Annotated in this window: 23 protein-coding genes; 17 read left to right on the forward strand and 6 right to left on the reverse strand. The window is 61.2% G+C overall.

The features are described 5' to 3' along the window. Positions 1 to 34 precede the first annotated feature (34 nt). On the reverse strand, positions 35 to 319 hold the full coding sequence (locus tag PMI34_RS18685) for a hypothetical protein (RefSeq protein WP_008048630.1): 285 nt from the start codon (positions 317 to 319) through the stop codon (positions 35 to 37). Positions 320 to 443: 124 nt separating this feature from the next. Between PMI34_RS18685 and PMI34_RS18680 the strand changes: the two genes are divergently transcribed. After that, on the forward strand, positions 444 to 1103 hold the full coding sequence (locus PMI34_RS18680; protein WP_008048633.1) for a glutathione S-transferase family protein: 660 nt from the start codon (positions 444 to 446) through the stop codon (positions 1101 to 1103). Positions 1104 to 1225: 122 nt separating this feature from the next. Here the strand turns inward: PMI34_RS18680 and argH are convergent, their stop codons facing one another. Then, positions 1226 to 2620, reverse strand: coding sequence for an argininosuccinate lyase (gene argH, locus PMI34_RS18675; RefSeq protein WP_008048634.1), 1395 nt, complete (start codon positions 2618 to 2620; stop codon positions 1226 to 1228). Between the two features lie 461 nt (positions 2621 to 3081). Here argH and PMI34_RS18670 point away from each other — a divergent pair, with 461 nt between their 5' ends. The 7 genes from PMI34_RS18670 (at position 3082) to PMI34_RS18640 (ending at position 9556) form a co-directional block, all read left to right on the forward strand. Next, positions 3082 to 3828 (forward strand): LytR/AlgR family response regulator transcription factor, encoded by a 747-nt coding sequence (locus PMI34_RS18670; RefSeq protein ID WP_008048635.1) that lies wholly within the window; start codon positions 3082 to 3084, stop codon positions 3826 to 3828. Between the two features lie 138 nt (positions 3829 to 3966). After that, complete coding sequence (gene hemC, locus PMI34_RS18665) at positions 3967 to 4908, forward strand: hydroxymethylbilane synthase (RefSeq protein ID WP_008048636.1); 942 nt, start codon at positions 3967 to 3969, stop codon at positions 4906 to 4908. Then, positions 4905 to 5672, forward strand: a complete 768-nt coding sequence (locus PMI34_RS18660; protein ID WP_008048637.1) for a uroporphyrinogen-III synthase — start codon at positions 4905 to 4907, stop codon at positions 5670 to 5672. The genes hemC and PMI34_RS18660 overlap by 4 nt, the downstream gene beginning before the upstream one ends. A 16-nt stretch (positions 5673 to 5688) precedes the next feature. Continuing rightward, positions 5689 to 6870 carry a uroporphyrinogen-III C-methyltransferase gene (locus PMI34_RS18655; protein ID WP_032829532.1) on the forward strand — a complete coding sequence of 394 codons (1182 nt, stop codon included), beginning with the start codon at positions 5689 to 5691 and terminating at the stop codon, positions 6868 to 6870. After that, a complete protein-coding gene (locus PMI34_RS18650; RefSeq protein WP_008048640.1) occupies positions 6867 to 8105 on the forward strand; it encodes a heme biosynthesis protein HemY in 1239 nt (412 codons plus the stop codon). Before PMI34_RS18655 ends, PMI34_RS18650 begins: the two co-directional genes overlap by 4 nt. Positions 8106 to 8368: 263 nt before the next feature. Further along, positions 8369 to 8920, forward strand: a complete 552-nt coding sequence (locus PMI34_RS18645) for a disulfide bond formation protein B (RefSeq protein WP_008048641.1) — start codon at positions 8369 to 8371, stop codon at positions 8918 to 8920. Positions 8921 to 9097: 177 nt separating this feature from the next. Beyond that, the gene (locus tag PMI34_RS18640; RefSeq protein WP_008048648.1) at positions 9098 to 9556 is read left to right on the forward strand and encodes an Rsd/AlgQ family anti-sigma factor; all 459 of its coding nucleotides are present in this window, start codon (positions 9098 to 9100) and stop codon (positions 9554 to 9556) included. Positions 9557 to 9616: 60 nt separating this feature from the next. On the opposite strand, the gene PMI34_RS18635 is transcribed toward PMI34_RS18640, so the two are convergent. Then, positions 9617 to 10282: an FKBP-type peptidyl-prolyl cis-trans isomerase gene (locus PMI34_RS18635; RefSeq protein ID WP_008048649.1), complete on the reverse strand. Its 666-nt coding sequence runs from the start codon at positions 10280 to 10282 to the stop codon at positions 9617 to 9619. Positions 10283 to 10474: 192 nt separating this feature from the next. Between PMI34_RS18635 and PMI34_RS27975 the strand changes: the two genes are divergently transcribed. Further along, the gene (locus PMI34_RS27975; protein ID WP_008048650.1) at positions 10475 to 11578 is read left to right on the forward strand and encodes an AlgP family protein; all 1104 of its coding nucleotides are present in this window, start codon (positions 10475 to 10477) and stop codon (positions 11576 to 11578) included. On the opposite strand, the gene PMI34_RS18625 is transcribed toward PMI34_RS27975, so the two are convergent. Beyond that, on the reverse strand, positions 11575 to 12039 hold the full coding sequence (locus PMI34_RS18625) for a TIGR02444 family protein (protein ID WP_008048651.1): 465 nt from the start codon (positions 12037 to 12039) through the stop codon (positions 11575 to 11577). The two genes, PMI34_RS27975 and PMI34_RS18625, sit on opposite strands and share 4 nt — an antisense overlap. Positions 12040 to 12089: 50 nt before the next feature. On the opposite strand from PMI34_RS18625, the gene PMI34_RS18620 reads away from it, so the two are divergent. From PMI34_RS18620 to PMI34_RS18600, 5 genes are all read left to right on the forward strand, one after another. Beyond that, positions 12090 to 14000, forward strand: coding sequence for an ATP-binding cassette domain-containing protein (locus PMI34_RS18620; RefSeq protein ID WP_008048652.1), 1911 nt, complete (start codon positions 12090 to 12092; stop codon positions 13998 to 14000). Further along, positions 14000 to 14581 carry a mechanosensitive ion channel family protein gene (locus tag PMI34_RS18615; protein ID WP_008048654.1) on the forward strand — a complete coding sequence of 194 codons (582 nt, stop codon included), beginning with the start codon at positions 14000 to 14002 and terminating at the stop codon, positions 14579 to 14581. Before PMI34_RS18620 ends, PMI34_RS18615 begins: the two co-directional genes overlap by 1 nt. Before the next feature lie 240 nt (positions 14582 to 14821). Beyond that, a complete protein-coding gene (rhtB, locus tag PMI34_RS18610) occupies positions 14822 to 15454 on the forward strand; it encodes a homoserine/homoserine lactone efflux protein (protein ID WP_008048656.1) in 633 nt (210 codons plus the stop codon). Positions 15455 to 15614: 160 nt separating this feature from the next. Continuing rightward, the gene (locus tag PMI34_RS18605) at positions 15615 to 17513 is read left to right on the forward strand and encodes a cytochrome c/FTR1 family iron permease (RefSeq protein ID WP_008048658.1); all 1899 of its coding nucleotides are present in this window, start codon (positions 15615 to 15617) and stop codon (positions 17511 to 17513) included. Positions 17514 to 17611: 98 nt separating this feature from the next. Then, on the forward strand, positions 17612 to 18067 hold the full coding sequence (locus PMI34_RS18600) for a YaiI/YqxD family protein (protein WP_008048660.1): 456 nt from the start codon (positions 17612 to 17614) through the stop codon (positions 18065 to 18067). 119 nt (positions 18068 to 18186) lie between these two features. On the opposite strand, the gene elbB is transcribed toward PMI34_RS18600, so the two are convergent. Further along, a complete protein-coding gene (gene elbB, locus PMI34_RS18595; protein WP_008048662.1) occupies positions 18187 to 18855 on the reverse strand; it encodes an isoprenoid biosynthesis glyoxalase ElbB in 669 nt (222 codons plus the stop codon). Between the two features lie 115 nt (positions 18856 to 18970). Here elbB and PMI34_RS18590 point away from each other — a divergent pair, with 115 nt between their 5' ends. Next, positions 18971 to 20206, forward strand: coding sequence for a sterol desaturase family protein (locus PMI34_RS18590; protein WP_008048664.1), 1236 nt, complete (start codon positions 18971 to 18973; stop codon positions 20204 to 20206). On the opposite strand, the gene PMI34_RS18585 is transcribed toward PMI34_RS18590, so the two are convergent. Continuing rightward, the gene (locus tag PMI34_RS18585; protein ID WP_008048667.1) at positions 20187 to 20819 is read right to left on the reverse strand and encodes a DedA family protein; all 633 of its coding nucleotides are present in this window, start codon (positions 20817 to 20819) and stop codon (positions 20187 to 20189) included. The genes PMI34_RS18590 and PMI34_RS18585 overlap by 20 nt on opposite strands. A 207-nt stretch (positions 20820 to 21026) precedes the next feature. Between PMI34_RS18585 and hemB the strand changes: the two genes are divergently transcribed. Both hemB and ppk1 read left to right on the forward strand, forming a co-directional pair. Beyond that, positions 21027 to 22040, forward strand: coding sequence for a porphobilinogen synthase (gene hemB / locus PMI34_RS18580; RefSeq protein WP_007978864.1), 1014 nt, complete (start codon positions 21027 to 21029; stop codon positions 22038 to 22040). A gap of 18 nt (positions 22041 to 22058) precedes the next feature. Continuing rightward, complete coding sequence (gene ppk1, locus PMI34_RS18575) at positions 22059 to 24287, forward strand: polyphosphate kinase 1 (RefSeq protein ID WP_008048668.1); 2229 nt, start codon at positions 22059 to 22061, stop codon at positions 24285 to 24287. Positions 24288 to 24302 lie beyond the last annotated feature (15 nt).

Here is a 24302-nt window from a genome sequence, read left to right on the forward strand (position 1 = left end):
GTCGACCGGCTGCTCCTACAGGGAGGGCGTGGATTTACTGCTTTTCCGGCGGCAACTCGGGCAATGCTCGCAGGGCAGCTTCGTACCATTCGGTGTTGAACGCGCGGTCTTCTTCGAGGATCGCGTCGATTTCTACCGCCAAAACATGAGCCATCAGGTTGAGGATATCTTCCCGCTCGTAACCCACCAGCGTCAGCTTGTTGAACGTCGCCTTGGCCGCTGGCGGGTTGTCGCTTTCGATCTGGTTTTCGATGGCCTGGATCAGGGTGCTTTCGGCGAACTCTTCTTCGTCGTTGTCGATATCGGTTGGCTCGCTCATGGCAGGCTCCTCAGGGAAAGGCGGCCAGTTTACCCGCATTCAGCGGCGTGATGCTGCTGGCAAGAATCCCGGCAGCGTTCTATAAACAGGCACTGCCCACCCCGCACGGCCTGGAGGCTTTGTGATGATCAAGCTTTATGGATTCTCCGTCAGTAACTACTACAACATGGTCAAACTGGCGCTGCTGGAAAAAGGCCTGCCCTTCGAAGAAGTGCCGTTTTACGCTGGCACCAGCCCCGAGGCATTGGCCATCAGCCCTCGCGGAAAGGTCCCGGTGCTGCAGGTAGAGCAGGGCTTCATCAATGAAACCAGCGTGATCCTCGAGTACATCGAGCAGAGCCAGAAAGGCACGCCTTTGCTGCCGAGCGATCCGTTCGAACGCGCGCAGGTGTTGGCACTGGCCAGGGAAATCGAGCTGTACATCGAATTGCCAGGCCGCGCCTGCTATCCCGAAGCCTTTTTCGGCATGACCCTGCCGGATGCGATCAAGGAAAAAACCAAAGCCGAATTGTTGCTGGGGATGGCGGCGCTGGGCCGGCACGGAAAATTCAGCCCTTACGTGGCTGGCGACAGCTTGAGCGTGGCGGATCTGTATTTCCTGTTCAGCGTGCCGCTGGCGTGTGGGGTCGCCAAGAAGTTGTTTGGCATCGATTTGTTGGCCGAGATGCCGAAGGCCAAGGCGCTGCTGGAGTTTTTGGGGGGGAATCCGAACGTGCAGCGTGTGGCGGCGGACCGGGAAGCCGCGATGCCGGCGTTCCTGGCGATGATTGCTGCCAAAAAATAGTTCTGTGGCGTTCTGAAGTCAGTCATCGCGGGCAAGCCCGCTCCCACAGGGTTGTGTGTCGTTCGCGAGTCTGCGGCACGACACGAATCCTGTGGGAGCGGGCTTGCCCGCGAAGCTTTTAACTAACGGCTGGCCAGAAGTGCCTGGCCGCGCACTACAGCAGCCTTCACCTGCGCCGGCGCGGTGCCGCCGATGTGGTTGCGGGCATTGACCGAGCCTTCCAGGGTCAGCACGGCGAACACGTCCTGATCGATCTGATCACTGAACTTGCGCAGTTCTTCCAGGCTCATTTCCGCCAGGTCTTTGCCGCTGTCCACACCGTACTTCACGGCATGGCCGACGATTTCGTGGCAATCACGGAATGGCAGGCCGCGACGCACCAGGTAGTCGGCCAGATCGGTGGCGGTGGAGAAACCGCGCAGGGCCGCTTCGCGCATCATTGCGTGCTTGGGCTTGATCGCGGGGACCATGTCAGCAAAGGCTCGCAGCGAGTCGCGCAGGGTGTCGGCGGCGTCGAACAGCGGTTCCTTGTCTTCCTGGTTGTCCTTGTTATAGGCCAAAGGCTGGCCTTTCATCAGGGTCAGAAGGCCCATCAGCGCGCCGAACACGCGACCGGTCTTGCCACGCACGAGTTCCGGCACGTCCGGGTTTTTCTTTTGCGGCATGATCGAACTGCCGGTGCAGAAACGGTCCGGCAGGTCGATGAACTGGAACTGCGCGCTGGTCCACAGCACCAGTTCCTCGGAGAAACGCGACAGGTGCATCATCGCGATACTGGCCGCCGAGCAGAATTCGATGGCGAAGTCACGATCGGAGACGTTGTCCAGCGAATTGCCGCCAACCGCGTCGAAACCCAGGAGTTGGGCGGTGTATTCGCGATCGATCGGATAGGTGGTGCCGGCCAGCGCCGCGCTGCCCAGTGGCATGCGGTTGGTGCGCTTGCGGCAGTCGACCAGGCGTTCGTAGTCGCGGCTGAGCATTTCGAACCAGGCCAGCATGTGGTGCCCGAACGTCACCGGCTGTGCGGTCTGCAGGTGGGTGAACCCCGGCATGATGCTGGCGGCTTCGCGCTCGGCCTGCTCCAGCAGGCCTTTTTGCAGGCGGGTGATTTCGGCCAGGATAAGGTCGATCTCGTCACGCAGCCACAGACGGATGTCGGTGGCGACCTGATCGTTACGGCTGCGGCCGGTGTGCAGTTTTTTACCGGTCACGCCGATGCGGTCGGTCAGGCGCGCCTCGATATTCATGTGAACGTCTTCGAGGTCGATGCGCCAGTCGAACTGACCGGCCTCGATTTCACCCTGGATGGTGTTCAGGCCATCGATGATGCTGTCGCGCTCGGCATCGGTTAGCACGCCGACCTTGGCCAGCATGGTGGCGTGGGCGATCGAGCCCATGATGTCGTGGCGATACAGGCGCTGGTCGAAGGTGACGGAGGCGGTGAAGCGGGCGACGAAGGCGTCGACGGGTTCACTGAAGCGGCCGCCCCAGGACTGATTGGTCTTGTCAGTGCTCATGAATTCGCTCGTATCGGCTTGAAGTAAGAAGGCGTGGAACGCTGGCGCGGATAATAACAGGGTTGCCAATCCTGTCGCTGACACTGGTCGATACGTTTTTTTGGGGAGAGAAAGCCCGGGCCGGGGCAAGAGTCGCGCATTTTTGCAGAACGATATTTTCCATTTGAGCAATATCGTCCCGGCAACCGTCTACAGTTGGACAGTAGGATCAGCGCATTTCTCGGTGTAGCCGCTGACTATAAGAAGAGTGGGGTGTTCATATTGCGTATCAGCAAACCCTGTGGCGATGCATCGCCAACGCGGGCCTGGGCCGCCAATCGCCCGGCAGATGAAAATTTAGCCGCCGGACCAGCGGCACTTTTTGACGCTCGCGCTAGTCTTAGCGTGGATCGCGGTGACGGACGTCACTTCACCTGTCTACGCTATCCTTGTGCGAGACTCACGCAGGAATCCAGCGCAATATGAATGTCCTGATCGTTGATGACGAACCCTTGGCCCGCGAGCGCCTGAGCCGAATGGTTGGCGAACTCGAGGGGTACAGTGTCCTGGAGCCTAGTGCCACGAATGGCGAAGAGGCGTTGGCACTGATCGACAGCCACAAGCCGGATATCGTGTTGCTCGATATCCGCATGCCCGGCCTGGATGGCCTTCAAGTGGCTGCTCGGTTGTGTGAACGCGAAACTCCCCCCGCCGTGGTGTTCTGCGCCGGGCCCGATGAATTTGCCGTGGAAGCCTTACAGGCCAGCGCCGTAGGCTATCTGGTGAAACCTGTGAGAACTGAACAATTACATGACGCATTAAAGAGAGCCGAGCGCCCCAATCGTGCCCAGCTCGCCGCCCTGACCCGCCCGGCTGCCGAAAGCGGCAACGGCCCGCGCAGCCATATCAGCGCCCGAACCCGTAAAGGGATCGAGCTGATTCCGCTGGATCAGGTGGTGTATTTCATTGCCGACCACAAATACGTGACCTTGCGCCACGAAAGCGGCGAAGTGCTGCTCGATGAGCCGCTCAAGGCTCTCGAAGACGAGTTCGGTGACCGTTTTGTGCGTATCCATCGCAATGCACTGGTCGCCCGCGAGCGTATCGAGCGATTGCAACGCACCCCCCTGGGGCATTTTCAGCTGTTCCTCAAAGGCCTCAATGGTGATGCGCTGATCGTCAGCCGGCGTCATGTGGCTGGGGTACGCAAAATGATGCAACAGCTTTAAACAGCTGTTCGCAGGCCAATTTTACACCCGATTGCCGGACATCCGGGGCCAGGGAGGCCGAGTAGTATCTGATACAAGTCAAAGTGGATTTGGCTGAGCTGTTATTATCCGTCGTATCTATTCAGTACGGATTGATCCATGTCCTCTCGCCAGATCCGCATCGCCACCCGCAAAAGCGCTCTTGCCCTTTGGCAGGCCGAATACGTCAAAGCCCGTCTTGAAGCGGCTCATCCGGGCCTGCTGGTGACCCTCGTCCCCATGGTCAGTCGTGGTGACAAGCTGCTTGACTCGCCGCTGTCGAAAATCGGCGGCAAGGGCCTGTTCGTCAAGGAGCTCGAAACCGCGCTGCTGGAAAATGAAGCCGACATCGCCGTGCACTCCATGAAGGACGTGCCGATGGACTTCCCCGAAGGCCTCGGCCTGTTCTGCATCTGCGAGCGGGAAGACCCGCGCGATGCCTTCGTTTCCAACACCTACACCAGCCTGGATGAGTTGCCCCGGGGCAGCATCGTCGGCACCTCCAGCCTGCGCCGTCAGGCTCAATTGCTGACCCGCCGTCCGGACCTGGAAATCCGCTTCCTGCGCGGCAATGTCAACACTCGCCTGGCCAAGCTCGACGCCGGCGAATACGACGCCATCATCCTCGCCGCTGCCGGCCTGATCCGCCTGGGATTCGAAGATCGCATCACCTCGGCCATCAGCGTCGACGACAGCCTTCCGGCCGGTGGCCAGGGCGCGGTGGGTATCGAATGCCGCAGCGACGACAGTGAAATCCATGCGTTGCTGACACCTCTGCATCACCAGGACACCGCCACCCGCGTGACCGCTGAACGAGCCCTCAACAAGCACCTCAATGGTGGCTGCCAGGTGCCGATTGCCTGCTACGCCGTGCTGGAAGGTGAGCAGGTCTGGTTGCGCGGGCTGGTGGGTGATCCGGCCGGTGGCCTGCTGCTCAGCGCACAGGCCCGCGCCCCTCGCGAGGATGCCGAGGCGCTGGGTGTGCGAGTCGCCGAAGACCTGCTCAGCCAGGGTGCCGATGCCATCCTCAAAGCGGTCTATGGCGAGGCTGGTCACGAGTGATCGGCTGGCGTTTGCTGCTGACGCGCCCCGCCGATGAAGCGGCGGCGCTTGGCAGTCTTCTGGCCGAGCAGGGGATATTCAGTAACAGCCTGCCGCTTTTGGACATCATGCCCATTGCGGCCACTGACACAATGCGCCAGGTGATTCTGGCGCTGGATCAGTTCTGCGCCGTCATCGTGGTCAGCAAGCCGGCAGCCCGGATCGGCATCGAGCTGCTCGATCGGTATTGGCCAACACCGCCCGATGTGAAGTGGTTCAGCGTCGGCGCGGCGACTGCGCAGATCCTCGAGGATCACGGGCTGGACGTGAGCTTCCCGGCAGAAGGCGATGACAGTGAAGCCTTGCTCGAACTTTCCCGTCTGCGCGAGGCTATCGCACAACCGGATGCGCGAGTGCTGATCCTGCGCGGGGAGGGCGGGCGCGAGTTGCTGGCTGAGCGTTTGCGTGAGCTTGGTGCTAGTGTCGAGTATCTGGAATTGTACCGCCGGGGATTGCCGATTTATCCGCCGACACTGCTGCCGCAACGGATCCAGGCGGAACGCCTGAACGGGTTGGTGGTCAGCAGTGGACAAGGCTTTGAGCACCTGCACCAATTGGCCGGCGATGCCTGGCCGCAGTTGGCGCGGTTGCCGTTGTTTGTACCGAGCCCCAGGGTTGCCGAAATGGCGCGTGCCGCCGGGGCCAAAACAGTTGTGGATTGTCGCGGCGCCAGTGCCGCGGCCTTGCTGACGGCGTTGCGGGAGCATCCCGTACCCGTTTTCTGATGCAAAGGATGGATACGTGAGCGAAACAGCCTTGCCTAAAGATGACTCGCGACCGGTGCTTGATGCACCTGTTGATGCACCTGTTGATGCACCTGTTGATGAAATGCCGCCGACGCCGTCACCACCTGCTGCCGAGCAGCGTCGAGGCAATGGTCTGGCAATCATCGCGCTGCTGTTGGGTGCGGCCGGTGTAGCGGTGGGTGGTTGGGGTGTCTGGCAGGTGCGTCACCTGCAGGCCAATAATCAGCAGCAACTGAGCCAGGTGCAGGCGCTGAATGACCAGGCGCAAAGCCTCAAGCTCAATGAAGAGCGCCTGAGTGCACGCCTGGCGCAATTGCCTCCTGCCGATGAACTGGAAGCACGCAGTCGTCTGGTGATTCAGCTGCAAGGTGATCAGCAGCGGTTGAACCAACGGCTGGAAACCGTACTCGGCGCCAGTCGCAAGGACTGGCGCCTGGCCGAGGCCGAGCACCTGCTGCGTCTGGCCAGTCTGCGACTGTCCGCCTTGCAGGACATCAGCAGTGCCCAGGCACTGGTCCAGGGTGCTGATGAGATACTGCGTGAGCAAAACGACCCGGGCTCCTTTGCCGCTCGCGAGCAGGTGGCCAAGACCCTGATCGCCTTGCGCAGCACCGAACAACCGGATCGCACCGGGCTGTTCCTGCGTCTGGGCGCGCTGCGCGATCAAGTGGCCAGCCTCACCGAGCTGGCGCCGGAGTACAAGGACCGTGGCGATTCGTTGCTGGGCCTGACTGCCGATGGCGACGGTGCCAGTCGCTGGGCGCAATGGTGGGATCAGATTTCGCGCTACATCCGTATCGATTTCAATGCCGACAAAAACGTTCGTCCATTGCTGGCTGGCCAGAGCCTGAGTCAGGTACGCCTGGCCCTGAGCCTGGCGCTGGAGCAGGCACAGTGGGCCGCCCTCAATGGCCAGGCGGCGGTTTACTCCCAGGTGCTGGACGAAGCGCGGGACATCCTCAAGGGCAACTTCAACCCGGACAACGCTCAAAGCAAAGTCATGCTTGAGCAGGTCGCCGAGTTGAGCAGGCAACCCGTTACCGTCGTCACGCCGGATATGACCGGCACTCTGAGCGCGGTGCAGGGGTATCTGGAACGGCGCAACGTCAACGCCGAAGACTCGGTCAAGCCACTGACCAGGCCTGCCGCGAACGCCGCGCCGGAGGCCACGCCATGAGACGCCTCTATGTGATCGTGTTCCTCGTGATCGCCGCTGCCGCTGCGCTGGGGCTGGCGATTGCCGAACACTCCGGCTACGTGCTGATTGCCTACAAGACCTTCCGCTATGAATCGAGCCTGTGGGCTACCTTGGCGCTGGTGGCTGTGCTCTGGTTGGTGATCTGGGGCATCAAGTCGCTGGTTGAACTGGTGATGGCTTCCAGTGGCGTGGTCAATCCGTGGTCACGACGTAACCGCAGCCGTCGGGTGCAGGTGGCGATCGAACACGGTCAGCTGGACCTGGCCGAAGGTCGCTGGGCCAGCGCGCAGCGGCATTTGCATCGGGCCGCCGAAGCCGAACGCCAACCGCTGCTTTACTACCTCGGCGCTGCCCGTGCCGCGAACGAACTGGGCAATTACGAAGAAAGCGACAACTTGCTGGAGCGCGCCCTGGAGCGTCAGCCTCAGGCCGAGTTGGCGATCGCCTTGAGCCACGCCCAGTTGCAGACCGATCGCGGTGATACCGAAGGCGCCCTCGCTACCCTGCAAGCCATGCGTGAACGCCATCCTCATAACGCACAGACCCTGCGTCAATTGCAGCGCCTGCTTCAGCAACGTGGTGACTGGTCGGCAGTGATTCGCCTGCTGCCGGAGCTGCGCAAGGACAAAATCCTGCCGGCGGCCGAACTCGCCGAGTTGGAGCGTCGGGCGTGGGGGGCGAACCTGTCCCTGGCGGCGCAACGGGAAGAAGACGGAACAGTGGGGAAGCAATCGCTGGAGCGCGCCTGGCAACAACTGACTTCGGCACAGCGTCAGGAGCCGCAACTGGTGCTCGCGTATGCCGAGCAGTTGCGGCAACTGGGGGCTCAGGTCGAGGCCGAAGAAGTGCTGCGCACTGCGCTCAAGCGCAACTACGACAGTCATCTGGCCCGACTCTACGGACTGGTTCGCGGCAATGATCCAGCCCGCCAGTTGCAGGCCGCCGAAGGCTGGCTCAAGGACCATCCGACCGATCCGGGCCTGCTGCTGACACTGGGTCGTCTCTGCCTGCAAAACAGTTTGTGGGGCAAGGCTCGGGACTATCTGGAAAGCAGCCTGCGTATACAGCGCAATCCGGAAGCCTGTGCCGAGCTGGCACGCTTGCTGGCGCAAATGGGCGATGCCGAGCGCAGCAACCAGCTGTTTCAGGAAGGGCTGGGGTTGTTGGATGAACGCTTGCTCGCGGCCCCTCTGCCAGTGCCGGTCCGCGCTTGAACCATTCGCTGGCGCCGGATTCCGGCGCCTGAGCGATGACCCGCGGCGAGGGAGCAATTGCCCTTGCCGCAGTGCGATGATCAGTTGAAATTCAGTCGCAAAATTTCGTCGCAGGCAAAGTCCTACAGAGGACTACATTTTATCCTCTCGCCCGCGTCGGGATTTCCCTACACCTGTGCTGAAGTCTCCGTGGGCGCTTGCCTTGAAAGGCCGTCGCGCTTTCCTCTACCGTAATGGTCTGTCACTACTTTTACGGAAAAGCCATGTCTTTGGCCTGCTCACGCTCCTTGTTTTTCATGGCTTTCATTGCGGGTGCCCTGGCGATGGGTGTTTCCTATTACCTGGAATATGCAGTCGGCCTGCGGCCTTGCGGCTTGTGTCTTGTGCAGCGGTTTTGCCTGGCGGTCCTTACCGGTGTCTGCCTGATGGCTTCGGTCCATGGCCCCGGTCGCTTCGGTAACGTTCTGTATTGGCTGCTCAGTCTTTGTTGCAGCCTGGCCGGCACTGTCACAGCGTGGCGACAGGTCCTGTTGCAAAGCCTTCCGGCGGAACAGGTAGCGGCGTGCTCGACGCATCTGGCGGACCTGTTGGCCAATTCGCCGTGGCTATCGGTCGTACAGCAAATGTTCAAGGGGGCTGCCGATTGCGTGGAAATTTCCTGGACGCTGTTCGATCTGAGTCTCACCGAGTGGAGCCTGCTGTTCTTCGTCGCGATGGTGATTCTGGCCGTTTACCAGTCGCTGCGACTGGTCTGGACCAGCTATCAGCGACCACTCAGCGGCGAGTCGTCGCACCGGGCCTTTGCGGGCGATTAAACACTTGTATGAACTTTATCGCCTGCGTACCTTGAAGCCAGTGTCGTGCGGGCATAATCTGGCCCGCACGTGTCATTGGAATTATGTTGCTCGATGACGCTCTGCCTGACCGCCCACCGAAGTTACAAGAGGCGAGCGGGCATAGAGCAGCTGACCCACAAGGGAAGAGAGATCACCATGCTCGAAAGTTGTCAGAATGCTCAGGAACGCTGGGGCGGAGTGCACCTGCTGATCGATCGCTGGTTGCAGGAACGACACGAACTGATCGGGGCCTATGACGCTCTCGGCGCAAAGCCTGAGGTGCTGGGTGAGAACCGCAAGCCCTTGCAGGAATTCTGCGGCGTGCTGGTCGATTATGTATCGGCCGGGCATTTCGAGATCTACGAGCAGCTGACGGGGGAGGCCAAAGCCTTCAACGACAAGCGTGGCCTGGAGCTCGCCGAGACGATCTACCCGCGTATCGACGTCATAACCGAGAAGCTGCTCGCTTTCAATGACCTGTGTGACGCGGGGAAGTGTGTCGCCGAAGAGTTCAAGACACTCGGCGGCCTGTTGCATGAGCGCTTTGAACTGGAAGACTGCCTGATCGAAGTGCTGCACACCGCCCACAAGGAAACTGATTCGGTTCAGGCCTGAAGCACTTCCTGCAAGATCCCGAAACGGCGTGCCAAGGCACGCCGTTTTTCGTTTGCGTCGTCAGCTGGTGGCGCCGTGCAATTCGACTTCGAACACCAGTGGAGTGAACGGAGCGATCACGTCACCGGCACCGTCGGCGCCGTAGGCCTGAGCCGATGGAATCACCAGTCGCCATTTCGCCCCGACCGGCATGTTTTGCAGCGCGCTGCGCCATCCGGCGATCACGCTATCGAGACTGAACCATTGTGGCTGAGTGTTCTGATCGAACACCGTGCCGTCGGGCAGGCGACCGATGTACAGCACCTGCACCTTGCCATTCGGTCCGGCCTTGGCGCCAGTGCCTGGCGTCAACTCGGTCAGCAACACCCCGTCAGCCAGTTCGCGCACGCCGGGTCTGGCTTTTTCCGTGGCGAGAAAACGCTGTTCTTTTTCCAGTGCCATTTCGCTTTGCGGCTCGGCTGATTGCATGGCGATCCGGGCTTCATGCTCGTTCAGTATCTGCTGGATCTGCTCATCCTCAAGCGCCAGTGGTTTGCCCTGATAGGCCTGTTGCAATCCTTCAACCAGTGCCTGGAGCTGCAGGTCGGGAGCCTCCTGGCGCAAGCGTTCGCCAAGGCTTGCACCCAAGCTGTAAGCGAGATCGCGGGCATCATTTTCCTGCGTTTTTTCGGCGGCTTGGGCCACCGAAAAAAACACGCACAGCGATAAAAAAAGGTAGCGTGACATGAGCACTCTCCGACCTGAAATGCGGGCGATTATGCCAGCGAGAACGCGCGCAACGGTGAACTGCTTTTACGCCGAGGCAGAAGTTTTTCAATCCTTTGCAACACCGCGCTTTCGATAGTGTCAACATGCCCTAGCGGCGGTTGCAGCAGAGGTCTAGTATGAGCCGCACTCACTTCAGCCAGGAGGTAAACCATGTCGGCCACCAAGAAGCCAGTAAACACTCCGTTGCACTTGCTCCAACAACTCTCGAGCAGCTTGCTCGAGCATCTGGAAACCGCTTGTTCCGAAGCCTTGGCTGATGCTGAAAAACTGCTCGCCAAACTGGAAAAGCAGCGCGGAAAAGCGCAAGAAAAACTGCACAAGTCCCGCACCAAATTGCAGGACGCCGCGGCGGCCGGAAAAGCCAAGGCGCAAGCCAAGGCCAAGGGCGCAGTGGCCGATCTTGAGGAGCTGCTCGATGCCCTCAAGGATCGTCAGTCGGAAACCCGCGGCTACATTCTGCAACTCAAGCGCGATGCTCAGGAAAGCCTGAAACTGGCCCAGGGCGTCGGTCGTGTACAAGAGGCTGTCGGCAAGGCGTTGTCCCTGCGTGCGGCCAAGCCTGCTGCGGCACCTGCGAAGAAAGCCGCTGCCAAACCGGCTGCTGCAAAAGCACCGGCCAAGCCTGCTGCTGCCAAACCGGTAGCTAAAACTGCCGCAGCCAAACCTGCTGCAAAACCTGCAGCGAGAAAACCGGCCGCTGCCAGCGCTGCAAAACCTGCGGCTAAAACCACGGCTGCCAAACCAGCCGCCGCACGACCTGCCGCTGCAAGAGCCGCTGCTGCCAAACCAGCCGTGGCTAAAACCGCCACCGCGAAACCGGCTGCAAAACCAGCTGCAAAACCGGCCGCTAAACCAGCTGCCCGCACCGCTGCGGCGAAACCTGCTGCCAAGCCGGCTGCAAAACCTGTCGCTGCAAAACCTGCAGCTAAACCAGCAGCCAAGCCAGCGGCAAAACCTGCTGTAAAAGCGGCGGCCAAACCAGCCGCAGCGAAACCAGCCGTTGCCGCCAAGCCAGCCGCTGCCAAGCCAGTTGCCGCCAAACCGGCTGCTGCAAAACCCGCTGCAAAACCAGCAGCCAAACCTGCAGTGAAAAAGCCGGTTGCCGCCAAACCAGCCACCGCACCGGTTGCCAAGCCAGTCGCTCCGGCTGCGCCAGCAGCACCTGCTCCGGCAGCAACTACCTCGACAGCCGCGCCAGCGCCAACGCCTGCCGCAACTTCGAGTGTTGTAACCACCCCGGCCAGCGCTTCCTAAGTGCCGGTTACCGCGACGCGCAGCTGATGCAGCGCGTCGCGGTGCAGGTGGGCGGCCTCAGCCGCCGCACCTTCCAGCCAGGCCGATAGATCGGTCTCGGCATTTTGCGGCCAACTTTGCGCCGCTCTCTCCAGCCGCAACAACAGATGCCGTTCGGCTTCCAGTTCCAGTGCCTTCACTTGTTCACGCAAGGTTTGCAGTTCGGCGTCTTGCATGGCCGCGGCCTTCCACTGTGTGCGCAAGGCGCGTAGCGGTCGCACGACATCGTTGTCCCAAGCGACGGCGACGCTGCGTAGTAGCTGCAAGCGCTGCTCATCGCAGGTCACGCCTCGTTGTCCCAGCCATGCACTGCACAACAACAGGCACACATTGGCTCCCGCCGACTGCAATTGCAGGCAAGCCTGTTCAACACCCGGGCGGGCGTAAGTGGTCAGGGAAAAGCTCCACAGGTCAGAGGACATAGTGCTACTCGCGCCAGTTGCGAGCGAAGCTGGTAGACTCCGCCGCCATTATGATTCGACTTCAGAACCTGACTTTACAGCGTGGCCCGCAACGTCTGCTAGAAGACGCCGAGCTGACGCTGCACGCCGGCCAGAAAGCCGGCCTCATCGGTGCCAACGGCGCCGGCAAATCGAGCCTGTTCGCCTTGCTTCGGGGCGAACTGCACCCGGACTCGGGTGATTGCTTCCTGCCGGCAGACTGGCGTATCGCCCACATGCGCCAGGAGGTCGACACCCTCGAACGCCTGGCGGTCGACTACGTGCTCGATGGCGACCTGCGCCTGCGTCAGGTGCAACGCGATCTGGCCGCAGCCGAAGAGGCCCATGACGGTGCCGCTCAGGCCCGCCTGCACTCGGAACTCGACAGCGCCGACGGTTACACCGCCGACGCCCGGGCGCGCAAGCTGCTTGCCGGCCTTGGGTTCACCAACGAGCAGATGGATCGCCAGGTCGGGGATTTCTCCGGTGGCTGGCGGATGCGCCTGAACCTGGCGCAGGCCCTGATGTGCCCATCGGACCTGCTGCTGCTCGACGAGCCGACCAACCACTTGGACCTCGACGCCATCATCTGGCTCGAAGAGTGGCTCAAGAGTTATCCCGGTACCTTGATGCTGATTTCCCACGACCGGGATTTCCTCGATGCCGTGGTCGATCACGTGGCCCACGTCGATCAGCGCAAGATCACCCTGTACCGCGGAGGCTACAGCGCCTTCGAGCGCGCCCGTGCCGAACGCCTGGCCCAGCAACAGCAGGCGTACGAGAAGCAGCAGGTGCAACGTGCGCACATGGAAAGCTACATCGCCCGCTTCAAGGCCCAGGCCACCAAGGCCCGTCAGGCCCAGAGCCGGATCAAGGCACTGGAGCGGATGGAAGAGCTGACCGCTGCCCACGTCGACTCGCCGTTCGATTTCGTTTTCCGTGAATCGCAGAAGATTTCCAGCCCGCTGATCGACCTGTCCGATGCCCGCCTGGGTTACGGTGACAAAGCCGTGCTGGAGAAGGTCAAGCTGCAACTGACCCCGGGGGCGCGAATCGGCCTGCTCGGCCCGAACGGCGCCGGTAAATCGACCCTGATCAAGAACCTTGCCGGTGAGCTCTCGCCTCTGGCCGGCCGCTTGACCCGTGGCGAGAACACCGTGGTCGGTTACTTCGCCCAGCATCAACTCGATTCGCTGGACTCCAAGGCCAGTCCGTTGCTGCACCTGCAGCGCCTGGCGCCGACCGAACGCGAGCAGACATTGCGTGATTTCCTCGGCGGTTTCGACTTCCGTGGCGCGCGGATCGACGAGCCGGTACTGAATTTCTCCGGTGGCGAAAAGGCGCGTCTGGCACTGGCCTTGATCGCTTGGGACCGACCGAACCTGTTGCTGCTCGACGAACCGACCAACCACCTGGACCTGGAAATGCGCCTGGCGCTGACCATGGCCCTGCAGGAATTCAGTGGTGCGGTATTGGTGGTCTCTCACGATCGTCACTTGCTCAAAAGCACCACCGACAATTTCTATCTGGTGGCGGATGGCAAGGTCGAGGAATTCGACGGCGACCTGGAGGACTACACCCGTTGGCTGGTGGAGTATCGTCAGCGCAACGCCCCGGTCAACAACACGCCGGTCAACCCGGACAAGACCGACAAGAAAGCCCAGCGACAGGCCGCTGCGGCGCTGCGTCAGCAACTGGCGCCGCACAAGCGCGAAGCCGACAAGCTTGAAGCCGAACTCGGCAAGCTCCACGAAAAACTGGCGAAGGTCGATACCAGCCTCGGTGACAGCGACATCTACGAACCGGCGCGCAAGAACGAATTGCGTGATCTGCTGGCCGAACAGGCCAGGCTGAAGGTGCGTGAGGCGGAGCTGGAGGAGGCGTGGATGGAAGCCCTGGAAATGCTTGAAAGTATGCAGGCGGAGCTGGAGGCACTGTCCTGATGGATGCCTTCAAACTGCCGCTGCCGGCGGTGTGGGCCGAGCCGATCTGGCTTGGCGTGCAAATCCTGCTGATCCTGCTCGCCGGCTACTTCACCCAGCGCTTCGTCGCCAAAGGCCTGAGCCGCCTCGGTGAGCGTTACCCGTTCCCGCCGCAACTGATGATGCCGCTGCGGGGCGGATTGCGCTGGCTGATCATGGGCAGTGCGTTGATTTTCGTCCTGGAGCGACTCGGGGTCTCGGCCACGGTGCTCTGGACCGCGTTATCCGGTTTCGTCGCGGTCGCGGCGGTGGCGTTTTTCGCCATATGGAGCGTGCTCTCGAACCTGCTGTGCGCGATCCTGATCTTTACCGTTGGCCCGTTTCGCATCGGTGACGTGGTCGAGTTGGTGGACACCACCGACAAGCCCGGCGTCAAAGGCCGGGTTGTGGCGATCAATCTCCTTTACACCACGCTGATCGAGGCCGAAGAACTCGGCACTGGCAGCGCCATGGTGCAGGTGCCCAACAGTTTGTTCTTCCAGCGTTCGGTACGGCGCTGGCGCGGGACGGATGTGTTTCCTTCCAGCGGGTTTGAAAAGTAAACCGGCGGTCACCTGATGTACCGCTTTCGTCGGACCGCCGCCCGGAGCAAGCCCGCTCCCACAGGTGATCGCGTTCTTATTGGCGACATCGGTCTGATGTGGGAGCGGGCTTGCTCGCGAAGAGGCCCTCAAGCCCTGAACGCTGGTCGGGCGTCGCCATGTCCTGCAAAAAATCGGTAGTCATCCACCCAAAGCCGCATTAGCTTAGACGTCTGTCACGAGTCTGAGTCGAGGTGTGCAATGGAGCTTCAAACATGGCTGGCGTTTTTTGCCGCCTGCTGGGTGATCAGCCTGTCCCCCGGTGCCGGCGCCATTGCGTCGATGTCCAGCGGCCTGCAATACGGTTTCTGGCGCGGCTACTGGAACGCCCTGGGCCTGCAACTGGGCCTGGCTTTGCAGATCGCCATCGTTGGTGCCGGTGTCGGCGCCATTCTCACGGCTTCGGCCACGGCGTTCTACGCCATCAAATGGTTTGGCGTGGCGTATCTGGTTTACCTCGCGATCAAGCAATGGCGCGCGCTGCCCAGCGATATGAGCGATGACGCGGCGCTGCGTCAGATCGGCAAGCCGATGGCCCTGGTGTTCCGTGGTTTTCTGGTGAACATCAGCAACCCCAAGGCGTTGGTGTTCATGTTGGCGGTGCTGCCACAGTTCATCGACCCCCATGCTCCGCTGTTGATTCAGTATCTGGTGATCGGCGTGACTATGGTTTGCGTCGACCTGATCGTCATGGCCGGCTACACCGGTCTGGCGTCCAAAGTGCTGCGCCTGTTGCGCACACCAAAACAGCAAAAGCGCATGAACCGCACCTTTGCCGGGCTGTTCATCGGGGCGGCGGCTTTCATGGCGACGTTGCGCAGGGCCGCCGTGTAAACGGCGACTTACAAAAAAGGCGACCCTGGAGGTCGCCTTTTTCGTTTGTGGGGGCAATTCCAGAAACCAATGCAATTACGAAGAAGTATCAACAAAGCTTGAGCGAAACCCGTCAGGCGTTAACAATATGTAACTTCGTATTTCCAATTGAGATTCATTCATGATTGCCCCCTCCCGTTTCCTGGCCTGGCTGTTGCTGCCGCTTTTGGCTGCGTGCAGTTTTCAGCTACTGGCCGCTCCCGCCGAAGGTGCGCCGCAGGCGCTGCACTTGCTCGATTTCATCGGCGCGGAATACCCGGACACGGTGCAGGCGGGCAGCATCACGGACCAGGCCGGATTTCGCGCGCAGCAAGACTCGGTCAAGACGCTGGGAAGCCTGATTGCAGCCCTGCCGGCCAAGCCGGAAAAAGCCGTGCTGGAGCAAAGTCTGACCACGCTGGGAAATTCCATCGGCGCCCGACAGGAGGGGGCCGAGGTCACTCGCCAGGCCCGGCAACTGGGTGCGAAGCTGGCCGTGGCCTATGAAGTCAGCCAGGCCCCGGTGATTACACCGGACCCGGCTCGTGGCGCGCCGCTGTACGCTCAGCATTGCTCGGTCTGCCATGGCGATACAGGGGCCGGCGACGGCCCGGCAGGTGTCGACATGACGCCGCCGCCCTCCGATCTGCGTGACACTACGCGATTGGATCGACTGAGCCTCTACGCGATCTACAGCACCTTGGGTCTGGGCGTCGAAGGGACTGACATGCCGGCCTTTGCCGATCAACTGGATGATCGTCAGCGTTGGGATCTGGCCACCTATATCGCCAGCTTCAGTGTCGACCCGGCGACCGCCAAGGCTGAAAAGACCTACAACATCGCCGACCTGGCTCGTCAGACTCCGGCCGAAGTGCTGGCCGTCGAAGGCCCGCCAGCCGCCGCGACCTTCCGTGCCCTGCGGGCGCAACCGCCGCAGGTCAAGCGTGGCCCGGCGCAACTGCTCGACTACACCGCGGCCACTCTGGACAAGAGCATCGCGGCGTATCGTGCCGGTGAGCATGATCAGGCTTATGACTTATCCGTAGCGGCGTATCTGGAAGGCTTCGAGCTGGTTGAGAGCTCGCTGGATAACATTGACGCCAACGTGCGTAAAGACACGGAAAAATCCCTGATGGCCTACCGTCAGTCGTTGCAGGACGGCCTGCCGGTGAGCGAGGTCGAGCAGCGCCTGGACGTGGCCAAGGACAAGTTGAAGGCATCGGCCGGCCTGTTGGGCAACGAGGGTTTGAGCTGGTCGCTGAGTTACATTTCCGGCCTGTTGATTCTGCTGCGCGAAGGCCTGGAAGCGATTCTGGTGCTGGCGGCGATCCTGGCTTTCCTGCGTAACACGGGTCAGCAGACGGCGGTACGCAGCGTTAACGTCGGCTGGGGCCTGGCGTTTGTGGCGGGGTTGGGCACCTGGGCGCTGGCAGCCTATGTGATTGATGTCAGCGGTTCACAACGCGAATTGCTGGAAGGCGCGACGGCGTTGTTTGCCAGCGTCATGGTGCTGTGGTTGGGCGTGTGGATGCATGACCGTCGTCACGCGGCGGCCTGGCAGGATTACATCAAGTCCAGCCTGGTGGGCGGCGGAGGGCGTTTCGGCTTTGCGACCCTGGCGTTCTTCTCGGTGTATCGCGAACTGTTCGAAGTGATCCTGTTCTACGAAACCCTGTGGTTGCAGGCAGGCCCCGCGGGGCACAACGCGGTGCTGGCCGGTGGTGCTACGGCGCTGGTGTTGCTGATCGGCCTGGCCTGGGTGATTTTGCGCGGTTCGGCGAAGCTGCCGTTGGCGCTGTTCTTCAGCATCAACGCCGGTCTTTTGTGCGCCTTGTCGGTGGTGTTTGCCGGGCATGGCGTGAAAGCGCTGCAGGAAGCCGGGATCTTCGGCACGCGGCCGGTGCCGTTCTTTGACTTCGAATGGCTGGGGATCCATGCCGATGCCTATTCGTTGAGCGCCCAGGCTGTGGCGATCATTGCGATTGTCGTGTTGTACGGTCGTAGCCGGGTGGTTGAGAGGCAGCGGGTGCAGGTTTCTTAAACGGCATTCGCTTCGCTCACTTTCGCGGGCAAGCCACGCTCCCACAGGTTTAGCGGCGTGTGGCTTGCCCGAGATGCTTTTCAACAGAGGAAAAACCAATGCGTGTATGGATCGATGCCGATGCCTGTCCGCGGGCGGCCAAGGATCTGGTGGTGAAGTTCGCCCTCAAGCGCCAGTTCGAAGTGGTGCTGGTGGCCGGGCAGCCGCAGACCAAGCCGGGGCTGGCGCTGGTCAAGCTGATCGTGGTGCCGAGCGGCCCGGATGCGGCGGATGACTACCTGGTGGAGCACGCGGTGCCCGGTGAGCTGGTGATCTGCAGCGATGTGCCGCTGGCCGACCGTCTGGTGAAGAAGGGCGTGGCGGCGCTCGACCCACGGGGCAAGGAATTTGATGCGCAGAACATGGGGGAGCGGTTGGCGGTGCGCAACCTGTTCACCGATTTGCGCGAACAGGGGCAGATGGGGGGTGGGCCAGCGCCGTTCGGCGACCGTGAAAAGCAGGCGTTTGCCAATGCGCTGGACCGTATCCTCACCCGGCTGGCCCGCAATTCTTAAGGCCTGCGGCGAACCCTGTGGGAGCGAGCTTGCTCGCGATAGCGGACTTACAGACAACATCAAAGTTGAAGGTGTTGGCCCCATCGCGAGCAAGCTCGCTCCCACATTTTTGAAGGGTGTCAGGCATCGTTTTCGTGGGTCAGCTCCAGTACCCGGTCGACCAGCTTGTTGATCCCCGATGCCGCTTCACTGATCGATTGCGCCAGCATGTAAGCCGGAGTGCTCACCAGTTTGCGCGCCTTGTCTTCGACTATGTCACTGACCGCGCAATCGGTATGGGTCGCGCCCATCTTGTTCATCGCGGCAGCGGTGTCAGTGTCGTTACCGATAGTGCAAGTCACGCCAGGCCCGTAGATTTTTGCCGCCAGGGCAGGGGAGATGCACATCAACCCCACCGGTTTGCCGGCCTCGGCAAAGGCTTCAGTCAGTGCCAGGACATCCGGTTGAACGGTGCAGCCGGCGCCTTCGATGGCGAAGCTGGACAGGTTCTTGGCCGAGCCGAAGCCGCCGGGCACGATCAGCGCATCGAACTCATCGACGTTCGCGTCACGGATATCCTTGATGTTGCCCCGGGCAATCCGCGCCGATTCCACCAGCACGTTGCGCGATTCGGGCATTTCTTCGCCGGTCAGGTGATTGATTACATGCAACTGCGCGATGTTCGGTGCGAAGCACTGCACCTGCGCCCCGCGTTGATCCAGGCGCAGCAGGGTGATGACGCTCTCGTGGAGCTCGGCGCCGTCGTACACGCCACAACCGGAAAGGATCACTGCAACTTTTTTGCTCATGGGCTTTTCTCCAAATTCATGGCGTTAAATGTCCACTAATTTGTCACTCGTTGCCATAGGGTTAATTCGCAGTTACACATAGCATTTGTCCTCAGGACTCCGACCAGGGCGCGTCATGGACTTCATTCTGTACGCGGTGCCGTTCTTCTTTGCGCTGATCGCCCTCGAGCTGCTGGCCGACCGTAGGCGCGGGGTGAGCAACTATCGGGTGGCTGACGCGATCAACAGCATCAGCACCGGCGTGCTGTCGACTACCACGGGACTGCTGACCAAAGGCATTGGACTGGTGACCTACGCGTTCGCCTTCAAGCATCTGGCGCTGTTCGAGTTGTCGGCCGACAGCGTCTGGACCTGGGTGTTTGCCTTCGTCTTCTACGATTTCTGCTACTACTGGCTGCATCGCATGGGCCACGAGCGCAACATCCTCTGGGCCGCCCATTCGGTGCATCACCAGAGCGAGGACTACAACCTGTCCACGGCGTTGCGCCAGACCAGTACCGGATTCCTGTTGAGCTGGATCTTCTATCTGCCGATGGCGGTGTTCGGCGTGCCGCTGCTGGTGTTCGTCAGCGTTGCGGCGCTGAACCTGCTGTACCAGTTCTGGGTGCACACGCGGCACATTCCCAAGCTTGGCTGGTTCGAATGGTTCTTTGTCACGCCGTCCAATCATCGAGCCCACCATGCACAGAACGCTCTCTACATGGATCGCAACTACGGCGGCGTGTTCATTATTTGGGACCGTCTTTTCGGCTCGTTCCAGGAAGAGGACGACAACGAGCCGGTGATCTTCGGCGTGACCACGCCGTTGGCGAGCTGGAACCCCGTGTGGGCGAACGTGCAGTTCTACGCGCAGCTTTGGGCAGACGCACGGCGTACCGAAAGCACCCGGGACAAGCTGCGGATCTGGTTCATGCGCACCGGCTGGCGCCCGGCGGACGTGGCGGCCAGATACCCGATGAACAAGCCGGACCTGAGCCAGTTTCGCAAATTCGAGGTGGCGCTGGACGGGCGTCAGCAGCTCTACGTCCTCTTGCAGTTCTGCGTCTATATCGCGCTGGGCAGTTACGTGATGAATCTTGAACCGAAGCTGCCAGTCGCCGCACTGGTGTTGGGCTGGGGTGCCGTGGCGTTCGGTCTGTTTGTGCTGGGCGTGGCCCTGGAGAATCGCCCGTGGGCGTTGAAGCTGGAGCTGGTACGGCTGGCGTCGAATCTGCCATTGGCATGGCTGGCCCCGATGGTGGGGCTGTGGCCGGCCAGTGCGGTGGGCTGGGTCGGCCTGCTCAGTTACAGCCTGTTGAGCGGCATCGGTCTCTACTGTTGCAGGACCCGCATCACTCGGCTGGTGTCGTAGGGCCTTCGGTGTTGGTCCGCGCAGCTTTCAGGGCTTGTTCGTCGGCGTAGACCTGCTTGGCCAGGCGGGCATTCTTGAAGCGCCGACGCAGCCACAGTACGAAGCCCAGGACCAGCAGCGCACCGAGCACCCAGAGCTCGTACTTCTTCACACTGCCGAGCATGCCTTCGAGCACGGCGCCGAAATGGTAAGCGGCGGCAGCGAGGGCAGCGGCCCAGATTGCCGCGCCAATCCCGTTGAGCAGCAGGTAACGGCCCGGCGGATAGCCTGACAGTCCGATGGCCACCGGCATGACCGTGCGCAAACCGTAGACGAAGCGGAAACTCAGTACCCAGATGTCCGGATGCTTGCGAATGTGTTCCAGCGCACGGTCACCCATCATCTGCCAGCGGGGTTTGCGGGCCAGCAGCTTGCGGCCGTGCTTGCGCCCCAGGAAGTACCACAGTTGGTCGCCGGCATAACTGCCGAAAAAGGCCACGACCACCACCAGGTTGATGTCCATGTATCCACGGAACGCAAGGAAGCCCGCGAGCACCAGGATGGTTTCGCCTTCGAAGAACGTGCCTAGAAAAAGGGCAAAGTAGCCGAAGTCATGCAGAAATTGTTGGAGCATTGTCTGGGTGCTGGCGAAATGAACGCGCAGCCTAACCCTTCGGACACATTCAGGAAAGTGTCCAAATGTGTCTCGACGTGAACATTTCCTACAACGACAATGGAATGCGGCTACACGTCGCAGGGTGCACATAACTGTCATACGTTCGTCATAATGGGCACTTATAACTGTCACGCTCGCCCGTCTGCGCGGGCTCAGGAGTCTGCCGTGAGCTTTACCCCCGCCAACCGTCTGTTCCCTGCAACCCGCCTGCGTCGCAACCGTCGTGACGACTTCTCGCGTCGCCTGGTCCGTGAAAACGTCCTGACCGTCGATGACCTGATCCTGCCGGTGTTCGTTCTGGACGGTGAAAACCGTCGCGAAGCGGTGGCTTCGATGCCGGGCGTCGAACGCCTGACCATCGACCTGTTGCTGGAAGAGGCGGCCAAGTGGGTCGAACTGGGGATTCCGGCGCTGGCGCTGTTCCCGGTGACGCCTTCGGAACTCAAGTCTCTGGATGCTGAAGAGGCCTGGAACCCGGAGGGCATCGCCCAGCGCGCCACCCGCGCCCTGCGTGCGCAATTCCCTGAACTGGGCGTGATCACCGACGTTGCCCTGGACCCGTTCACCACCCACGGCCAGGACGGTATCCTTGATGAAGAAGGCTACGTGCAGAACGACATCACCGTCGACGCACTGGTCAGGCAAGCCCTGTCTCATGCCGAAGCCGGCGCTCAGGTCGTGGCTCCATCGGACATGATGGACGGTCGCATCCAGGCCATCCGCGAAGCCCTCGAAGTGGCCGGTCACGTCAACGTGCGGATCATGGCCTACTCGGCCAAGTACGCCAGTGCCTATTACGGCCCGTTCCGCGATGCGGTCGGTTCGGCGTTGAACCTGGGCAAGGCCAACAAGGCCTCCTATCAGATGGACCCGGCCAACAGCAATGAAGCCCTGCACGAAGTGGCGGCGGACTTGTCAGAAGGTGCAGACATGGTCATGGTCAAGCCGGGCATGCCGTACCTGGACATCCTGTGCCGGGTAAAAGAAGAATTCAAAGTGCCGACGTTTGTTTATCAAGTCAGCGGCGAATACGCCATGCACATGGCGGCGATCCAGAATGGCTGGTTGAGCGAAGGGGTTATCCTCGAGTCCTTGACCGCTTTCAAACGTGCAGGGGCTGATGGCATCCTGACGTACTTTGCCGTTCGTGCCGCTCAATTGTTACGAGAGCAAAAATAGCCCTCCCAGGAACATGCGATGAATACCGAAGTACTCACTGAAGTTGCCGTAAAAGACGCTCAGCCTGTGGTGGAGCAAGTCGACGAGACCCCTCCGGAACTGGAGCCGGCTCCGCCCGCGGCGGTCGTCGAAACCGCCGTGACAGCGCCAGCGCCAGCGCTGGCCATTCCCGGTCTGGATGACAGCAGCCTGTACATCCACCGCGAGCTCTCGCAACTGCAGTTCAACATCCGCGTGCTGGAGCAGGCGCTGGACGAGTCCTATCCATTGCTGGAGCGGCTGAAGTTTCTGTTGATCTTCTCCAGCAACCTGGACGAGTTCTTCGAAATTCGCGTCGCCGGCCTCAAGAAGCAGATCACCTTCGCCCGTGAGCAGGCCGGTGCCGATGGTCTGCAACCGCATCAGGCGCTGGCGCGCATCAGCGAGCTGGTCCACGGTCACGTCGATCGCCAATACGCGATCCTCAACGACATTCTATTGCCGGAACTGGAAAAGCATCAGGTCCGCTTCATCCGTCGCCGTAACTGGACAACCAAGCTCAAGACCTGGGTCCGCCGCTATTTCCGTGACGAGATCGCACCGATCATCACCCCGATCGGCCTCGACCCGACTCACCCGTTCCCGTTGCTGGTGAACAAGAGCCTGAACTTCATCGTCGAACTCGAAGGCATCGACGCCTTTGGCCGCGATTCCGGTCTGGCGATCATCCCGGCGCCACGCCTGCTGCCGCGCATCATCAAGGTGCCGGAAGAAGTCGGCGGTGCTGGCGACAACTATGTATTCCTGTCGTCGATGATTCACGCTCACGCCGATGACCTGTTCCAAGGCATGAAGGTCAAGGGCTGCTATCAGTTCCGCCTGACCCGTAACGCCGACCTGGCGCTGGACTCCGAAGACGTCGAAGACCTGGCCCGCGCCTTGCGCGGCGAACTGTTCTCCCGGCGCTATGGCGATGCGGTACGTCTGGAAGTGGCCGACACTTGCCCGAAACACCTGTCCGACTACCTGCTCAAGCAATTCAACCTGAGCGAGACGGAGTTGTATCAGGTCAACGGTCCGGTGAACCTTACGCGGCTGTTCAGCATCACCGGCCTGGACAGCCAGCGCGAGCTGCAATACCTGCCGTTCACCCCGCAGATTCCGAAACTGCTGCAGAACAGCGAGAACATTTTCAGCGTGATCAGCAAGCAGGACATCCTCTTGCTGCACCCGTTCGAGTCGTTCACCCCGGTGGTCGACCTGCTGCGCCAGGCCGCCAAGGATCCACACGTGTTGGCGGTGCGCCAGACGCTGTACCGCTCCGGCGCGAACTCGGAAATCGTCGATGCGCTGGTGGATGCGGCGCGTAACGGCAAGGAAGTCACGGCGGTGATCGAATTGCGTGCGCGGTTCGACGAAGAGTCCAACCTGCAACTGGCCAGCCGCCTGCAAGCGGCCGGTGCGGTGGTGATCTACGGCGTGGTCGGCTTCAAGACCCACGCCAAGATGATGCTGATCCTGCGTCGCGAAGCGGGCGAGATCGTGCGTTATGCGCACCTCGGCACGGGTAACTACCACGCAGGCAACGCCCGCCTGTATACCGACTACAGCCTGCTGACCTCCGACGACGCCTTGTGCGAAGACGTCGGTAAACTGTTCAGCCAGTTGATCGGCATGGGTAAGACGCTGCGTATGAAGAAACTGCTGCACGCGCCGTTCACCCTGAAAAAGGGCATGCTCGACATGATTGCCCGGGAAACCCAGTTTGCCCTCGACGGCAAACCGGCGCACATCATCGCCAAGTTCAACTCGCTGACCGATCCGAAGATCATCCGCGCGCTGTACAAGGCCAGCCAGTCGGGTGTGCGCATCGATCTGGTGGTGCGTGGCATGTGCTGCCTGCGACCGGGCATCGCCGGGGTTTCCCACAACATCCACGTGCGTTCGATCATCGGCCGCTTCCTGGAGCACACCCGGGTCTTCTACTTCCTCAACGGTGGCGACGAGCAGATGTTCCTGTCCAGTGCCGACTGGATGGAACGCAACCTCGACAAGCGCGTCGAGACTTGCTTCCCGGTGGAGGGCAAGAAGCTGATCATGCGGGTCAAGAAAGAGCTGGAGTTGTATCTGACCGATAACACCCACAGCTGGAGCCTGCAGTCGGACGGTCGTTACATCCGTAACACACCGACCGGCAACCAGAACCCGCGCAGCGCCCAGGCGACATTGCTGGAGCGTTTGGGCAGCCCGATCCTGGCTGTCCGGTAACGCGGAACCTGTGGG

It is taken from the genome of Pseudomonas sp. GM74 (assembly GCF_000282455.1).
GTDB lineage: Bacteria > Pseudomonadota > Gammaproteobacteria > Pseudomonadales > Pseudomonadaceae > Aquipseudomonas.

Bases quoted from the DNA above. Each gene is read 5' to 3' on its own strand.
- PMI34_RS18685 (WP_008048630.1), bottom strand. From the start codon at position 319: ATGAGCGAGCCAACCGATATCGACAACGACGAAGAAGAGTTCGCCGAA.
- PMI34_RS18680 (WP_008048633.1), top strand. From the start codon at position 444: ATGATCAAGCTTTATGGATTCTCCGTCAGTAACTACTACAACATGGTC.
- argH (WP_008048634.1), bottom strand. From the start codon at position 2,620: ATGAGCACTGACAAGACCAATCAGTCCTGGGGCGGCCGCTTCAGTGAA.
- PMI34_RS18670 (WP_008048635.1), top strand. From the start codon at position 3,082: ATGAATGTCCTGATCGTTGATGACGAACCCTTGGCCCGCGAGCGCCTG.
- hemC (WP_008048636.1), top strand. From the start codon at position 3,967: ATGTCCTCTCGCCAGATCCGCATCGCCACCCGCAAAAGCGCTCTTGCC.
- PMI34_RS18650 (WP_008048640.1), top strand. From the start codon at position 6,867: ATGAGACGCCTCTATGTGATCGTGTTCCTCGTGATCGCCGCTGCCGCT.
- PMI34_RS18645 (WP_008048641.1), top strand. From the start codon at position 8,369: ATGTCTTTGGCCTGCTCACGCTCCTTGTTTTTCATGGCTTTCATTGCG.
- PMI34_RS18640 (WP_008048648.1), top strand. From the start codon at position 9,098: ATGCTCGAAAGTTGTCAGAATGCTCAGGAACGCTGGGGCGGAGTGCAC.
- PMI34_RS18635 (WP_008048649.1), bottom strand. From the start codon at position 10,282: ATGTCACGCTACCTTTTTTTATCGCTGTGCGTGTTTTTTTCGGTGGCC.
- PMI34_RS27975 (WP_008048650.1), top strand. From the start codon at position 10,475: ATGTCGGCCACCAAGAAGCCAGTAAACACTCCGTTGCACTTGCTCCAA.
- PMI34_RS18625 (WP_008048651.1), bottom strand. From the start codon at position 12,039: ATGTCCTCTGACCTGTGGAGCTTTTCCCTGACCACTTACGCCCGCCCG.
- PMI34_RS18620 (WP_008048652.1), top strand. From the start codon at position 12,090: ATGATTCGACTTCAGAACCTGACTTTACAGCGTGGCCCGCAACGTCTG.
- PMI34_RS18615 (WP_008048654.1), top strand. From the start codon at position 14,000: ATGGATGCCTTCAAACTGCCGCTGCCGGCGGTGTGGGCCGAGCCGATC.
- rhtB (WP_008048656.1), top strand. From the start codon at position 14,822: ATGGAGCTTCAAACATGGCTGGCGTTTTTTGCCGCCTGCTGGGTGATC.
- PMI34_RS18605 (WP_008048658.1), top strand. From the start codon at position 15,615: ATGATTGCCCCCTCCCGTTTCCTGGCCTGGCTGTTGCTGCCGCTTTTG.
- PMI34_RS18600 (WP_008048660.1), top strand. From the start codon at position 17,612: ATGCGTGTATGGATCGATGCCGATGCCTGTCCGCGGGCGGCCAAGGAT.
- elbB (WP_008048662.1), bottom strand. From the start codon at position 18,855: ATGAGCAAAAAAGTTGCAGTGATCCTTTCCGGTTGTGGCGTGTACGAC.
- PMI34_RS18590 (WP_008048664.1), top strand. From the start codon at position 18,971: ATGGACTTCATTCTGTACGCGGTGCCGTTCTTCTTTGCGCTGATCGCC.
- PMI34_RS18585 (WP_008048667.1), bottom strand. From the start codon at position 20,819: ATGCTCCAACAATTTCTGCATGACTTCGGCTACTTTGCCCTTTTTCTA.
- ppk1 (WP_008048668.1), top strand. From the start codon at position 22,059: ATGAATACCGAAGTACTCACTGAAGTTGCCGTAAAAGACGCTCAGCCT.